Raw genomic sequence first — 14,740 nt, forward strand, 5'->3', positions numbered from 1 at the left:
CTCGAACAACAGGGTGATGCCGCCTTATCGCTCAGTCACGACCGGGCGTTCGGGCACGTGCAGCCGTGACATGATGCGGTCCACCGAGGACGGAACACGGCCCTTGGTCATGACGGACACAGCCACTGTCACGGCGAAGGCCGCCGGGACAGTCCATGCTGCCGGCTGGGCCAGCCAGGCCGGAGCGCTTCCACCGCCCATCAACGTGCCGGCCACCATGGCGCCGCCGCAGAGCAACGCGCCGGTCAGCATGCCCGTGATAGCCCCGGCATCGGTGAGGCCACGCCACCAGATTCCCAGCAAAAGCACCGGACAAATGGTGGAGGCCGTGAAGGCAAACACCAGGCCAACGCTTCCGGCCAGGGCAAGGCTGTCGGTCATGAAGGCAAAACCCAAAGGCACGACGGCGGCGAGTACTGCCGCGAGCCGGAACCCTTTGACGCTTCCACCGAAGAGGTCCTGGCTGATGACGCCGGACAAGGAAACCACCAGGCCCGACGTCGTGGACAGGAAGGCGGCGAAGGCTCCTGCGACGACCAGGGCCGAGAGGACATCACCCGCCGTTCCACCGATCAGCCTGCCTGGGAGCAGCAGGACCAGAGCGTCAGCTTGTCCGGACTGTGCCAGCTCGGGCGCGAACATTCGCCCGAGTGCGCCGGACAGCGTAGGGAACAGATAGAAAACGGAGAGTAGTCCCAGGACGATCAACGTGGTCCGCCGCGCTGACTGGCCGTCCGGGTTGGTATAGAACCTGACCAGCACGTGCGGCAGCCCAAGGGTTCCGAACAGCAGGGCCACCAACAGGGAGATGTGTTGATAAGCCCCTGCGGGTGCTTGGCTGGTGGGGTTGAGGGTGAGCGGTGCCTGTGGCGCAGTGCCGTTGCCGGCCAGCACCAGCAGGACGAACACTACGGGCACTGCCAGGGCTGTCAGCTTCAACCAGTATTGAAACGCCTGGACAAAGGTGATGGAACGCATCCCGCCTGCCACCACCGTGAGGCACACCACCACTACAACCGCCGTCGAACCAACCCACGACGGCAGGCCCGTGGTGATCCTGATGGTGAGGGCAGCCCCGTGGAGTTGCGGGACGATGTACAACCACCCGACGGCAACCACCACCAGGCTCGTCACGCGCCGGACCAGCGCCGAATCCAGGCGGGCCTGGGTGAAGTCCGGAATGGTGTAAGCGCCGGAGCGCCGTAGGGGAGCGGCCACGAAGAGCAACAGCATCAGGTAGCCGGCCGTGTACCCCACGGGGAACCACAGTGCGTCGGTGCCTGAGAGCAGGATCAGTCCGGCAACTCCCAAAAAGCTTGCCGCGGAGAGATACTCGCCCCCGATCGCCGACGCGTTCCACCATGGTGGGACAGTGCGCGAGGCGACGTAGAAGTCGCCTGTCGTCCGGGAGATGCGTAAACCGTAGAAGCCGATGACCGCCGTCGTGAGGGAAACGGCGAGGAATGCGACGAGGCTGACAACGGGGTTCACTTGTCCTCCACAAGGTCCCGGTAGCGGGCCTCGTTCCGGGCCGCGGCGCGGTTATAGAGCCACGCACTGAGTCCAATCACCGGGTAGACGCCCACTCCGAGGGCCAGCCAATCCAGGGGAACTCCCGCAATCCGGGTTTCAGCCACGCCCGGACCGTACACGAGGATCAATGCGAACACGGCCAGGATGACCAGGAACCCACAGGCCACCACCAACGCGAGGCGCAGCTGCGAGCGGATCAGCGAGCGGACAAACAGGCGGCCGGAGTCGGAGTCCTCCGCTATTTCACGGGGACTCGTCACCCGGCCGGGAGCCAGGGGAGCGGACTGCCGCGGCGCCGTGACGCGGACCCTGGTCATCCTTGCGGCCGGATACGTGTGGAGTGCAGTTTGTCCCTGACAGCGGGAAGGTGGCGCCGGCTGATGGGCAGCTCCGCGCCGGACACAGCCACACTGGGGCCGGTGGCCGAAAGCCTCAAGTGCTGTACGTGGCTGAGGGCGATGAGGTACGAACGATGGATGCGGATGAAGCCGGCTTCCGCCCATTTCTGCTCAAGGTCGCTCAGGGGCACCCGGATGAGGTAGCTTGCCTCGGTGGTGTGCAGCCGGGCGTAGTCGCCTTGGGCCTGAACGTAGGTAACGTCGTCGCGCCGGATCATGCGCGTGGTGCTGCCAAGATCCACCGTGATCATTTCCGGCGCCGGTGTGCCGTCCTTGATGAGCTCGCTGATCCGGTCCACGGATCGGGTCAGCCTTTCGGCCCGCAACGGCTTCAGCAGGTAGTCGACTGCGGCCAAGTCGAAGGCCTCAAGGGCACAATCCTCGTCCGCGGTGACGAACACGACGGCGGGCGGGTTACTGGTGCGCGAAATGGCCCGCGCGATGTCCAGGCCCGACAAGGCGGGCATATGGATGTCGAGGAAAACTGCGTCAACGAGTTCCGTTTCAAGAGCCCTCAGGGCCTCGGCCCCCGATGACGCCCGGTGGATAACCCCAATCCGCTCGTCCCGTCCCAGGAGGAAGGCGAGTTCTTCGACGGCGGGCAGTTCGTCGTCGGCGACGAGCACGTTGATCATCCTTCTAGATTAGTCCGTGGTTCAGGCGTCGTGCCCGGGTTGCGACTTGGGCACACGCAGGGTGATCAGGGTCCCTTCGCCGGGTGCTGTCTCGATCACCAGGCCGTGCTCGTCCCCGTAAACCTGCCGAAGCCGGGCGTCCACGTTGCGCAAACCCACGTGATCGCCATCCGCGTGCCCGGCCAGTACCGACCTGAGGTGTTCGGGGTCCATGCCAACGCCGTCGTCCTCGATGGTAACTTCGGCGAATGCTCCGGAGTCATTGGCGCAGATGGTGATGTGGCCTGGGCCCTCCTTTGCTTCCAAGCCATGCCGCACTGCATTTTCCACCAGGGGTTGCAGGCTGAGGAACGGGATGACCGTGCTCAGTACCTCCGGCGCAATCCGCAGGCTGACCTGGACCCGCTCGCCGAACCGGGCCCTTTCCAGGAGCAAGTAGCGGTCGATGCAGCGCAGTTCCTCCGCTACCGTGGTGAAATCGCCGTGCCGCCGGAACGAATACCGGGTGAAGTCGGCGAACTCCACCACCAACTCCCTGGCCCTGGCGGGATCGGTATTGATGAACGAGGCAATGGCGTTCAGTGAGTTGTAGATGAAGTGCGGGCTGATCTGTGCCCTCAACGCCCTGACCTCTGCTTCCATAAGGAGGGTCCGGGACGCTTCGAGTTCCGCGAGTTCCAGTTGGGCGGCAATCCAATCAGCCACTTCGCTCGTGGCGCGGACCAGCCCTGCTCCTGCGGCGGGTGCCAGGGCGGCCACCGCTCCGACCACCCTGGACCCTGCCCGGATAGGCGCAATGACAGCGCTGAAGTCCTGCCCCGGTTTTTCGATGCCGGCATCGCGTGCGTGGGGGACCACCACCGTTCTGCCCGTGCTCAGCACGTCAGCCGCGAGGCGCATCAGCGACGGCCGGAGCTCTTCCCCGGCACCGTCCCAGGCAAGGACGGAGTCAGTATCCGTGATGGCCAGGGCATCGCAACCCAGCAGTACCCGCAATTGCTTGCTGGCCTTGGCTGCCCCGGCGGGTTGGAGGCCGCCCCGAAGGTGCTGCCCGGCCCTCGATGCGGCATGCAGCGTGTTGTACGTGGCACGCTCGGCGTCGGTGCCAAGGTCGCGGAACGATCGGATCACCTTCAAGCCAACACCCACGACGACGGCGACGGCCAGCACGATCACTGCGATGGCAGCGAGGCTGAAAAGCGGAGAGTCGGGCATACAGCCAGCGTAGTCAATGAATTTGCCAGCATCCTGCCGTTCGGCGCAGCGGCGCGACCGTTGAGCGACGCCGCAGGGCTCACCACTGGAATAGACCACACGCCGCATTCGATAGTGATTGCAGTCACATCAGCGCCGAGGGTGGAGCTGATGTGGGCACATCACAACCAGGAGGAACCAATGGGTAATGAGGCCCACCCCCACGACGCTGCGGCGTCCGTGGACTTCCAGGAAGTCCAACAAACGGAACAGTTCAGGACACTGCGCAAGCGGCATCGCAGCTTTGTCTTCCCCATGGCCGTCATATTCCTGCTGTGGTACTTCGCGTATGTCCTGCTGGCCGCCTACGCCGTCGAGTTCATGTCCACAAAGGTCTGGGGCAACATCAACATCGGCCTGATCCTGGGGCTGCTCCAGTTCGTCACCACGTTCGGCATCACGGCCTGGTACGTGAGCTACTCCAACAGGAAGCTCGACCCGATCGCTGCGGAGATCCGCACCGGGATCGAAGGCCACCACTTCGATAAGGATGGAAACATGATCCAAGGGGAGGCCAAGTGAACGCCACAATGGTCCCGGCAGTCGAGGTCGCTGCCCTGAAGGACACCACGCTGTTGAACATGGGAATCTTTGCCTTGTTCGTCGCGGTCACCATGGTCATCGTGTTCCGGGCGAGCCGGAACAACAAGACGGCCGCCGACTACTACGCTGCGGGCCGCTCGTTCACGGGCTCGCAAAACGGAACGGCCATCGCAGGCGACTACCTGTCGGCGGCGTCGTTCCTTGGCATCACCGGCGCAATCGCCATCAACGGGTACGACGGCTTCCTGTACTCCATCGGCTTCCTGGTCGCTTGGCTCGTGGCCCTGCTGCTGGTGGCCGAACTGCTCCGAAACACGGGCAAGTTCACCATGGCAGATGTCCTTTCCTTCCGGTTGCGTCAACGTCCTGTCCGGATCGCGGCTGCGCTATCCACCCTCGCGGTCTGCTTCTTCTACCTCCTGGCCCAAATGGCCGGCGCGGGCAGCCTGATATCGCTCCTGCTGGGGATCAGCGACTGGGGCGGGCAAGCGCTGGTGATTATCGTCGTCGGCGCGTTGATGATCATGTATGTGCTCATCGGCGGCATGAAGGGCACCACCTGGGTGCAGATCATCAAGGCGATCCTGCTGATCGCCGGCGCCGCAGTCATGACGGCCATGGTGCTGGCGATCTACGGATTCAACCTCTCCAGCCTGCTGGGATCGGCCGCAGAGGCCGCCAACAACCCGGCCGTCCTCAACCCCGGCCTGCAGTACGGCAAGACCGAAACGTCCAAGTTGGACTTCATGTCATTGGGGCTGGCTTTGGTCCTCGGAACAGCAGCCCTGCCGCACGTCCTCATGCGTTTCTACACGGTTCCCACCGCAAAAGAAGCCCGCAAGTCCGTGGTGTGGGCCATCTGGCTGATCGGCCTGTTCTACCTCTTCACCCTGGTGCTGGGTTACGGAGCAGCAGCCCTGGTGGGCGCGGAAACCATCAAGTCGGCACCCGGCGGCGTCAACTCCGCAGCACCCCTGCTGGCCTTCCACCTGGGCGGTCCGCTGCTTCTGGGCTTCATCTCAGCTGTCGCGTTCGCCACGATCCTCGCCGTCGTCGCCGGCCTGACCATCACCGCAGCTGCGTCCTTCGCCCACGACATCTACGCGAACGTCATCTCGAAGGGCAAAGCCGACGCTACTGCAGAGGTGAAGGTTGCCCGGCGCACAGTTGTGGTGATCGGCGTCCTCGCCATCCTCGGTGGCATCTTCGCCAACGGCCAGAACGTGGCCTTCCTGGTGGCACTGGCCTTCGCGGTCGCGGCATCGGCCAACCTCCCCACCATTGTCTACTCGCTGTTCTGGAAGAAGTTCACCACCCAAGGCGCGGTATGGAGCATGTATGGCGGGCTCGCCGCGGCGATCCTGCTCATCGCGTTCTCACCCGTGGTTTCGGGTGCCAAGACCTCCATGATCCAGGGCGCCAACTTTGCGATCTTCCCGCTCAGCAACCCGGGCATCGTCTCCATCCCGTTGGCCTTCTTCCTGGGCTGGCTCGGAACGGTCCTGGACAAGCGGCGCGAAGACCCAGCCAAGCAGGCAGAGATGGAGGTGCGCTCGCTGACCGGAATCGGAGCCGAGAAGGCGGTGGACCACTAAGTCCATTCCCGCGGTAACCATGAAGGGCCCCTCCTGGCGTAACAGGAGGGGCCCTTTCGTGCTGGGTCACTTCTTGAGGCTGAGCCATTCAGTCAGTTGTTCCAACGGCCATGTGGTGACGATCCGTTCCTTCGGTACACCCAGGGCTTCCGCTCGCGCGGCCCCATACTGCAGGAAGTCGAGCTGGCCGGGAGCGTGCGCGTCGCTGTCGATGCTGAACAGGCATCCGGCGTCGAGGGCCATTTTGATGAGGTTGTCCGGTGGGTCCTGCCGTTCGGGGCGGGAATTGATTTCCACTGCGACGCCCCACTCTGCACACTCGCTGAATACCTTGGCGGCATCGAACTCGGACTCGGGCCGGGTGCCGCGGGATCCCTGGACGAGCCGTCCCGTGCAGTGGCCCAGCACATTGGTGTGCGGGTCGCTGATGCCGCCGAGCATCCTTTCGGTCATGGTCTTCTTGTCTGAGCGAAGCTTTGAATGGACGCTTGCCACCACCACGTCCAGTCGGTCCAGCATGTGCGGTGCCTGGTCCAGGGTTCCGTCCTCCAGGATGTCCACCTCGATGCCCTTGAGCAAGCGGAATCCGTCCTGTGAGCCATTGATGTCTTCCACCAGGCCCAACTGGTCCTCGAGACGTTCGATGCTCAGGCCGTTGGCAATGGTGAGGTTGGGGGAGTGGTCCGTGAGTGCCAGGTATTCGCGGCCGAGAGTGCGTGCTGCCGCCACCATGGCTTCGATGGGAGATCCGCCGTCGGACCAGTTGCTGTGACTGTGAAGATCGCCGCGCAACGCGGCCCGAAGTGTTTCGCCGCCGGCGGCCAGGGCTTCGGTGCCACGCTCCCGCAGGTCGGCCAAATACTCCGGCACCCTGTCCTCCAGCGCCTGGGTTATGACTTCCGCGCTCCGGTTGCCGACGCCCTTAAGGCTGGTGATCCTTCCGGCACCGACCAGCTTTGCGAGGTCGTCGGGCGCCAGCTGCCGGACGGCGTCGGCCGCTTTACGGAAGGCCTGGACCTTGAAGGTGGGTGCTTGGCTGCGTTCGAGCCAAAAGGAAATTTCGTCGAGCGCCTCGATGGGATCCATGGCTCCATGATCCACGAACCAAGCGCACCATCAACAGTGGGCAGTGTCGATGGTGCGCCGGTCCGGTCACTACCTAGTGGTGGTGACCCTGCTCCAGGGCGGGATTGGAGCCCTGGCTGTGCTCTCCGTGTGGCACGGCGTGCTGTCCCGCCATCGACGCCGCCAGTCCCGGAGTTGCAACTGTTGCAACAACGACGGCGGCTCCGAACGCGGCTGCCAGAAGCCGCCCGGTCCTTGGCTGGCCGTGGGTGCCGCCGTCGTTGGTCTTGCGCTGCCGCCTCAGCCAGCCCGCTCCAGCGAGCGCCATCAGGGTCAGGCCGAGGGCGGCAAAGTGGCTCACATCCAACGAGCGTTGGATGCTGATTCCGCTCGCCACGACGGCGAGGTGCGCTACACCGGCTGCGGCCAAGGCCGGAAGCGCATAGCGGGCTAAGACCAGGGAGTTGCGGTGCAGTCCCCACAGCGACCACGCCAGGAAGGCAAGGCCGGCCAAGAGAGTCACGACACCCGGGACCATGAGTCCCGGTGCCGTGGCTCCAGCTCCGGCGATGTAGCCGGCGGCCACGGAGAGCTCGACCATTCCCGCAGCCATGGCGGCGAAATAAACGAACAACAACGTCGCTGCGCTTAGCGTGGGGTGGTTTTTGTTCTCCATGGTCGTAGCTCCTCGCTCTCCGGAGTCGGTGATCAACTGTTCGGTCATCAGCCCGTGGGTGACGTGGCGCTGTGCTTAGGCGCGGGCGGAGGCTACGACGGCCTTGTCCTGCGAGAGGGCAACGCCGAGCAGGACTACGGCGCTCGCGAGGTGCAGCACGTTGTCAGCGCCGTTGAGGGCGATGATGTTCAGTGAGCTGCCGACGAGGAAGAGCCCGACGATACCTACCAGCAGGTAGACCCCACCAACCGTGGTGTTGACCGTCTTGGACAGGGTGACACTGTTCATGCCTGAGTAAAGCAGGGCGGCACCGATGGCCAGGTGGATGATGTTGTGAAGCGGGTTCACGGCGAAGATGATCAGGTTGGCACCCTCGGTAGCGAAGAAGCCGATTCCCGAGGTGACAAAGAATCCGAGCACGCCTACCAGGAGGTAGACGGCTCCGAAGATGGTGGCGATCAAGCGATTGGGCGAAGTACGCATTGGTCCGAACCTTCCGATGATGGCCGGAGAACTCCGGCCGTCCTGCTGAATCCCAAGTGGGGTTCTCAAGCAGTGATTCGGACCATGCGCAGCGTCGGATGGGTGGCGGGAAGAAAAAACTTTGTGCAGTTAAGGGCGTAGCCGGATACTGCTCATTTTGAGGTCTTTGGTGCCCTCGAAAACGTACTGGAGGTCGATGGTCTTCCCGTCGCATTGCAGCTTGCCTGCGAGGTCGGCGGTGTTGTTGCCGTTGTTGGATTTCACGTTAACGGAGTTGTAGACCGGCTTGCAGGAACTGTCCAACCGCAGGCCTTCAATTCCGTCAATGAAGGATTGCTTGTCCAGCTCGTCCTTCAGCGGTTGGCTGAGGTAGTTGTCGTAGGCCTGCTCCGTTTGGCCGGACACAACGAGGGTGGTGAACTCGTCCGCGAGGGACCGTGCCTTGGACGTAGAGTCGCCCACTAGGTTGACGAGAACCAGGATGCCAGCAACGGCCAGGACGATGACGCCGGCGACGATGCCAAGGACGATCCACAGGACCTTTCGGCTCTTTTTGGGCGGCAACTGGCCGTATGGGCCGCCGGGGTACTGACCGGGGTACTGACCGGGCGGGACCGGGCCCTGGTTCTGGCCGGGTGCTGCGTACGGTGGGTAAGGATTTTGGCCATACTGTTGGCCGGGCGCTGCGTAAGGTGGGACGCTGCCTGGCGGCTGGGCGGACGACGGCGGTTGGGCGGACGACGGCGGCTGTTGCCACTGCGGCGAAGCGCCGGTCTGCGGTGGGTAGCCCGGGTTCGGGGGAACCGGCGGCTGCGCGGGGCCAGGCTGGTTCGGGTTCGGTTCTTGCGGGTTGCTCACGGTAGTGCCCCTTTCGGCAGCCTCTTCAACGCCACCACCTGACCGGGGACCTCTGGACGGCCCCCGGTTCGTCCACTTGAATCAAAGCGCATCCGGCACTTGGTGTACAGCCAACCCGCCCGTCAGGACTCGGAACGGCGCCCCAGTAATGGTTGAACGCGGTAGGGGATCATCTCTCGCATCGCCAGCGCAGTATCTGTCCGGTCCACTCCGTCGCAACCAAGGATCTTGCCGTTGATGCGGTAGAGGTCTTCCGCGTCCAAGGCGACGACCCGAAGCAGGAGGTCTGCTGATCCCGTCAGGCCGAAGCCTTCAAGGATTTCCGGGATGTCGGCAAGGTCCTGGGCAAGGGACGCGAGCTTCTGCTGTTGCACATGGACGGTGATGAACGCCGTCAATGGGTAGCCGAGCGCGACCGGATTGATGCGCCTCTCGAAGGAGAGGAACGCATGCTTCTTCTCCAGCTGGGCCATGCGGGCCTGGACCGTGTTCCGGGAGAGCCCCAACTTCTGTGCCAGGGCCACCACGGTCCCGCGGGGATCTTTCGCCATGGCGGAAAGGAGCCGGGTATCAGTGCCATCCAAAGGGTGCATAATGCGCAAGATTAGCACGGCGAGGAAAGCCCAAACAGAGCACATTGCTCAATTTCTGCGAGGGTAGTTGTACCCCTTGTAACTTGTGAGTAGGGTCACAATTAACTCCGGCGAAGGTGCCGGAGGGCCGGTCTGCGGCAGGACCACAAGTCCAGCCAGCGCCGACAAAAACGAGCCGGAAGGTTGCGATCACCTGTGTTGACGGATCAGGCGGGCAAGGGAGTGCACAACGACACTCCAGGCCCGGGACAAAGTGCACAAAATCCCCTGAGGACTGGCGGCAATCTGCTCCAGCTGGTTTCTCCGGACGGCGAGCGGATCAGCCATCCGGAATTCGATGTCTGGGTCAAGGACGTTGGTGATGAGGCTTTGTGCTCCTTGTATGAGGACATGACAGTCATCCGCCGCATAGATGCCGAGGCAACCGCGCTCCAGCGACAAGGAGAGCTCGCACTGTGGCCCCCGCTCCTCGGGCAGGAAGCGTCCCAGATAGGTTCGAGCCGATCGTTGCGCGACGACGACTTCGTTTTTCCGAGCTACCGTGAAAGCGGTGTGGCCTACGTGCGCGGAGCCCACCTCTCCGAAATCGCCAGGGTATGGCGGGGCAACGCCTCCTACGGGTGGGACCCCCAGCGCATCAACCTGGCGACACCCCAGATCATCATCGGTTCGCAGAGCCTGCACGCCACTGGTTACGCCATGGGAGTCCAACTGGACGGGGCCAACACGGCCGTCCTTGCCTACTTCGGCGATGGTGCCACCAGCGAAGGCGACGTCAACGAAGCCATGGTCTTCGCTGCCAGCTACCAAGCCCCCGTGGTGTTCTTCTGCCAGAACAACCACTGGGCCATTTCAGAGCCGGTCCGGCTCCAGTCGCACGTTCAGTTGGCTGACAGGCCCACGGGGTTCGGAATCCCGAGCATCCGGGTCGACGGCAACGACGTCCTCGCTGTCATGGCCGCAACACGCGTCGCTTTGGACAGGGCGCGTTCGGGCGGCGGCCCCACCTTCATCGAGGCAGTGACGTACCGTATGGGGCCGCACACCACGGCCGATGACCCTACCCGCTATCGCGACCCCATCGAGTTGGAGGACTGGGCCGCCAAGGACCCCATCCTCAGGTTGCGAAAGCTCCTTGAAGCCAAGGGCCTGCTGACCGAGGATGTGGAGGCCCGCGTCAAGGCGAAGGCTGACGCTGTAGCTGCGGAACTTCGCTCCAGCTGCATCGGCATGGCCGATCCGCAACCACTGGACGTCTTCAACCACGTCTACAGCACTCCCAATCCCTGGATAGAACGCCAGAAAGACCACTACTCGCGGTACCTGAACAGTTTCAACGAGTCCGTCGAGGAAGGTGCACTCTGATGTCCAAGCTCACTTTTGCCCGTGCCATCAACGCCGGCCTCCGGAAGTCACTCGAAAACGACCCCAAAGTGGTCCTCATGGGTGAGGACATAGGCTCACTTGGTGGCGTCTTTCGCGTCACCGACGGGCTCCAGAAGGACTTCGGAAAGCACCGGGTCATCGATTCCCCACTTGCCGAGTCCGGCATTATCGGCACCGCGGTTGGCTTGGCCTACCGCGGCTACCGCCCGGTGTGCGAGATCCAGTTCGACGGCTTCATCTACCCTGCGTTCGACCAGATCGTCAGCCAGGTAGCAAAGATGCATTACCGCACCCAGGGGCGGGTGAAAATGCCCATCACCATCCGCGTTCCCTTCGGTGGCGGCATCGGCTCCCCGGAGCATCACTCCGAATCACCCGAAGCGTACTTCACCCACACCTCCGGGCTGCGCGTGGTGGCAGTGTCCAACCCGCAGGACGCCTACACGATGATCCAGCAGGCCATCGCTTCGGACGATCCCGTCCTTTACTTCGAGCCCAAGCGGCGCTACCACGACAAGGGTGATGTGGACGAGGCCATCGACCTTTCCACTGCGCTTCCCCTGGACAAGGCAGCCGTAGTGAACGCGGGATCGGACGTGACCCTGGTGGCATACGGGCCCCTGGTCAAGACGGCCAAGGACGCCGCCATGGCTGCCGCGGACGACGGTATTTCCGTGGAAGTCATCGACCTCCGTTCCCTCGCTCCCGTGGACTATCCCGTAGTGGAAGCATCAGTGCGCAAGACGGGTCGCCTGGTCATCACGCATGAAGCCGGCCAGTCCGGTGGTCTCGGCGCAGAGATTGCTGCGAGCATCACCGAGCGCTGCTTCCATTACCTGGAGTCAGCCCCGGTGAGGATCACCGGTTTTGACGTTCCGTACCCGTACTCAAAGCTCGAAATGCACCACTTGCCCGACCTTGACAGGATCCTCGACGGTGTAGACCGGGCCCTGGGCCGCCCCAACTCCCTGAGCGGACTGGAAGGATGACCGCCACCATGATCAAGGAATTCAAGCTGCCGGACTTGGGCGAAGGCCTGACCGAATCGGAAATCCTGAGCTGGAAGGTGGCCGTGGGGGACACGGTCACGCTCAACCAGGTCATTGCCGAGGTAGAAACAGCCAAGGCTGTGGTGGAGTTGCCTTCGCCTTTCGCTGGAACGGTCGCGGCGCTGCACGAGCAGCCCGGCACCGTAGTGGAAGTCGGCAAGCCAATCGTGTCTTTCGAGGTGGACGACGCCGGGTCCTCCACCGGTGGTGGCGCCACCAGCGGTAATGGCAGCGCGACGGAAACTCCCGGCACGGAGGCGGCCCCGGTGAAACGAGAGCCGAACCTGGTGGGTTACGGAGCCGTCGTCGAACACACGGGCCGCCCCACCCGGCGCGCCCGCGGCGCGGCCCAAGCCAGCCCAACGGCGTCGCCAGCACCAGCCGCCCCCGCGACTGGGGTTGGCGAACGTCCGCGCTCCACTCCTCCTGTCCGCAAGCTTGCGCGGGACCTCGGAGTGGACTTGTCGGCGGTTAGCGGGACGGGGCCGGGCGGACTCATTACCCGGGACGATGTCCACGCCTTCACCAGTGACGTCACCAGCGCTGTTGGCACGGCCCAAGAGATCGCCGGAAATGCAGCAATCCCCGCCCACGCAGCACAGGGCGAGCGGGAAACCCGGACGCCCATCAAGGGGGTTCGCAAGTTCACTGCCGCTGCGATGGTGCAAAGCGCCTTCACCGCGCCGCATGTGACCGAGTTCCTCACGGTTGATGTCACGGCGACCATGGACCTGCTGGCACGGCTCAAGGGCAACAGAGCGTTCGAGGGCTACAAGCTGACGCCGCTGACCATCGCTGCCAAGGCCGTGCTTGTGGCGCTCCGGAACAATCCCACGCTGAACTCGCGCTGGGATGAGGCCAGCCAGGAGATTGTGCAGTTCAACTACGTGAACTTGGGGATCGCCGCCGCGACACCCCGCGGCCTGACTGTCCCGAACATCAAGGATGCAGACCGGTTGACACTGCGTGAGCTCTCCACCGCGCTGACTGACTTGACGGACACCGCGCGTGCCGGCAAGACGTCTCCGTCGGATCTCTCCGGAGGGACTATTTCCATCACCAACATAGGTGTGTTCGGGATCGATGCCGGAACACCCATTCTGAATCCAGGTGAGGCCGCCATCGTCGCCCTCGGCGCTGTGCGGAAGGCTCCGTGGGTTGTGAACGACGAACTTGCGGTCCGCCAAGTCATGTCGCTCAGCCTCTCCTTCGACCATCGCCTGGTGGATGGTGAACAGGGTTCACGGTTCCTTGCCGATCTCGGTGCCATCCTGTCCGACCCGGCCATGGTCATGACCATGATCTGAAGCCCCTGAAGCTGCGCCGGCCCATCCCTTGACGAGTGCTTGCAGGAAACTGCAGCCAAGGGGTGGGCCGTCGCGCGTCCGGTCCCGGGACGTCTCAGTCCTCGGTGGGTGTGGTCCGGTTTGAGTGCACGTCACGCCAACTGTGCACGGGTTCGAATCCCAACAGTCTGCGGGCCTTGTCGATGGAGAGCATCGTCTCGTGCTCGCCAAGTTCCTTCACAACCTCGACGCCGGGAAAGACCTCCGCCGCAAGCTCAGCGCTGCTCCGGCTCATCACAGTATCTGAGGCGGCGATGATGAAGGTCTCAAAACCCGGTTGCGCATGTTCCAGGGCCCGGACCACGGCAAGGGCACCATCCCGGGCATCGATGTATCCCCAGAGGTTCCATTTACGCAGAGTTGCATCGGAGTCGAAAGACGGGAACGCCTCGTAGTCTTCCGGGTCCATGACGTTCGAAAAGCGCAGGGCCGTAATGCTCAAGTCCGGGTCCCAGCGGGTGAGCTGGATGGCCATTTGCTCCTCGAGGTGCTTGACCAAGGAGTACGTGCTTTCGGGGCGCGCCGCATACTCTTCATCGACCGGAATGTAGGGTGGGTCGACGTCAAACGGCAGGCCAAGTACCGTCTCGCTTGAGGCGTAGACCACCTTCTTGATTCCGGCTCTCCGAGCGGCTTGGAAGACGTTGTACGTCGAGACCATGTTGTTCTCGAATATCGCGGCGTCCGGTGCCAAACCCGGTGCCGGGATGGCTGCGAGATGGACAATGGCGTCGAAACCGTCGTGCCGGTCGTCGAGGCCCAAGACGACGTCCAGGACCTGTCCGTAATTGCGGAGGTCAACATTGACATAGCTTTGGCCACGCATTCCGGCTCTGTCCAGGTTGAGCACCTGGTGGCCGTCTTGCGTCAGCCGACGAACAACACTCCTGCCCAGTTTTCCGCTTCCGCCCGTGACGGCAATCCTCATGGTCTGCTCCTTCTTGGTGGCTAAATCTGCCTCAGTGGCTAATCTGCCTTGTTCGGTAGGGGTCCGGTCTTCAGCGTAGGTGGCATCACGGCAGAACACAGCCCCTCAGGCAGGTCCTGGGAGTCCTAGGAAGGCCGGTACGACCCAAGGCATGTGGCTCGGCGCGCGGAAGTACCTGTCCTCGGCTGCCCCCCCGCACACCGGATCCCTCTGTTTTGAACGGAATCCCTCTGTTTTGAGTGGATCCATCAGGTTCTGAGTGGTGTGTGGTGGTGGTTGCGTCGGGGTGTTTGTGTGGGGTCGATGTGGGGTGGGGGGATGAACCAGGGGACGCCGGTTGTCATGTTGATGGTCCATTGTTCTTTGTGGATGAGGTGGTGGTGGTGGGAGCAGAGGAG

15 protein-coding genes and 1 pseudogene are annotated in these 14,740 nt (G+C 63.4%); 5 read left to right on the forward strand and 11 right to left on the reverse strand.

Features of this window, described 5'->3' with window-relative positions; genetic code table 11:
- Positions 1-24: 24 nt before the first annotated feature.
- From QRM57_RS20070 to QRM57_RS20085, 4 genes are read right to left on the reverse strand one after another with little or no spacing between them, the layout of a single operon-like run.
- Entirely contained in the window at positions 25-1,491 is a 1,467-nt protein-coding gene (locus QRM57_RS20070) for a sodium/solute symporter (RefSeq protein ID WP_284987934.1), read from the reverse strand.
- Positions 1,488-1,850: a DUF485 domain-containing protein gene (locus QRM57_RS20075; protein ID WP_235519684.1), complete on the reverse strand. Its 363-nt coding sequence runs from the start codon at positions 1,848-1,850 to the stop codon at positions 1,488-1,490. The genes QRM57_RS20070 and QRM57_RS20075 overlap by 4 nt, the downstream gene beginning before the upstream one ends.
- Positions 1,847-2,566 (reverse strand): LytR/AlgR family response regulator transcription factor, encoded by a 720-nt coding sequence (locus QRM57_RS20080; RefSeq protein WP_284987935.1) that lies wholly within the window; start codon positions 2,564-2,566, stop codon positions 1,847-1,849. The genes QRM57_RS20075 and QRM57_RS20080 overlap by 4 nt, the downstream gene beginning before the upstream one ends.
- 21 nt (positions 2,567-2,587) lie before the next feature.
- Positions 2,588-3,781, reverse strand: coding sequence for a sensor histidine kinase (locus QRM57_RS20085; RefSeq protein WP_257368458.1), 1,194 nt, complete (start codon positions 3,779-3,781; stop codon positions 2,588-2,590).
- 180 nt (positions 3,782-3,961) lie between these two features.
- Here QRM57_RS20085 and QRM57_RS20090 point away from each other — a divergent pair, with 180 nt between their 5' ends.
- Together QRM57_RS20090 and QRM57_RS20095 are read left to right on the forward strand one after the other, a co-directional pair.
- Positions 3,962-4,342 (forward strand): DUF485 domain-containing protein, encoded by a 381-nt coding sequence (locus QRM57_RS20090; protein ID WP_284987936.1) that lies wholly within the window; start codon positions 3,962-3,964, stop codon positions 4,340-4,342.
- A gap of 8 nt (positions 4,343-4,350) precedes the next feature.
- On the forward strand, positions 4,351-5,958 hold the full coding sequence (locus QRM57_RS20095; protein ID WP_235519752.1) for a monocarboxylic acid transporter: 1,608 nt from the start codon (positions 4,351-4,353) through the stop codon (positions 5,956-5,958).
- Between the two features lie 66 nt (positions 5,959-6,024).
- Here QRM57_RS20095 and QRM57_RS20100 read toward each other — a convergent pair whose 3' ends face one another.
- The 5 genes from QRM57_RS20100 to QRM57_RS20120 form a co-directional block, all read right to left on the reverse strand.
- Positions 6,025-7,044, reverse strand: a complete 1,020-nt coding sequence (locus QRM57_RS20100; protein WP_284987937.1) for a PHP domain-containing protein — start codon at positions 7,042-7,044, stop codon at positions 6,025-6,027.
- A 73-nt stretch (positions 7,045-7,117) separates the two neighbouring features.
- Positions 7,118-7,747, reverse strand: a complete 630-nt coding sequence (locus tag QRM57_RS20105; protein ID WP_284987939.1) for a hypothetical protein — start codon at positions 7,745-7,747, stop codon at positions 7,118-7,120.
- Positions 7,748-7,774: 27 nt separating this feature from the next.
- Positions 7,775-8,182, reverse strand: coding sequence for a DUF4383 domain-containing protein (locus QRM57_RS20110; RefSeq protein WP_235519697.1), 408 nt, complete (start codon positions 8,180-8,182; stop codon positions 7,775-7,777).
- A gap of 129 nt (positions 8,183-8,311) precedes the next feature.
- Entirely contained in the window at positions 8,312-9,040 is a 729-nt protein-coding gene (locus QRM57_RS20115) for a hypothetical protein (RefSeq protein WP_284987940.1), read from the reverse strand.
- Positions 9,041-9,162: 122 nt separating this feature from the next.
- Complete coding sequence (locus QRM57_RS20120; RefSeq protein ID WP_235519699.1) at positions 9,163-9,633, reverse strand: Lrp/AsnC family transcriptional regulator; 471 nt, start codon at positions 9,631-9,633, stop codon at positions 9,163-9,165.
- 195 nt (positions 9,634-9,828) lie between these two features.
- On the opposite strand from QRM57_RS20120, the gene pdhA reads away from it, so the two are divergent.
- Genes pdhA through QRM57_RS20135 form a run of 3 tightly spaced genes read left to right on the forward strand, consistent with a single transcriptional unit; the run spans position 9,829 to position 13,375 of the window.
- Positions 9,829-10,998, forward strand: a complete 1,170-nt coding sequence (gene pdhA / locus QRM57_RS20125; RefSeq protein WP_284987941.1) for a pyruvate dehydrogenase (acetyl-transferring) E1 component subunit alpha — start codon at positions 9,829-9,831, stop codon at positions 10,996-10,998.
- The gene (locus tag QRM57_RS20130) at positions 10,998-12,008 is read left to right on the forward strand and encodes an alpha-ketoacid dehydrogenase subunit beta (protein ID WP_257368448.1); all 1,011 of its coding nucleotides are present in this window, start codon (positions 10,998-11,000) and stop codon (positions 12,006-12,008) included. The genes pdhA and QRM57_RS20130 overlap by 1 nt, the downstream gene beginning before the upstream one ends.
- A complete protein-coding gene (locus QRM57_RS20135; protein WP_284987944.1) occupies positions 12,005-13,375 on the forward strand; it encodes a dihydrolipoamide acetyltransferase family protein in 1,371 nt (456 codons plus the stop codon). The genes QRM57_RS20130 and QRM57_RS20135 overlap by 4 nt, the downstream gene beginning before the upstream one ends.
- Before the next feature lie 94 nt (positions 13,376-13,469).
- Here QRM57_RS20135 and QRM57_RS20140 read toward each other — a convergent pair whose 3' ends face one another.
- Both QRM57_RS20140 and QRM57_RS20145 read right to left on the reverse strand, forming a co-directional pair.
- Positions 13,470-14,342 (reverse strand): NAD-dependent epimerase/dehydratase family protein, encoded by an 873-nt coding sequence (locus tag QRM57_RS20140; protein WP_284987945.1) that lies wholly within the window; start codon positions 14,340-14,342, stop codon positions 13,470-13,472.
- Positions 14,343-14,590: 248 nt separating this feature from the next.
- A pseudogene (locus QRM57_RS20145) lies at positions 14,591-14,740 on the reverse strand (DUF222 domain-containing protein); the annotation flags it as partial.

Source organism: Arthrobacter sp. fls2-241-R2A-172, assembly GCF_030208885.1.
GTDB lineage: Bacteria > Actinomycetota > Actinomycetes > Actinomycetales > Micrococcaceae > Arthrobacter.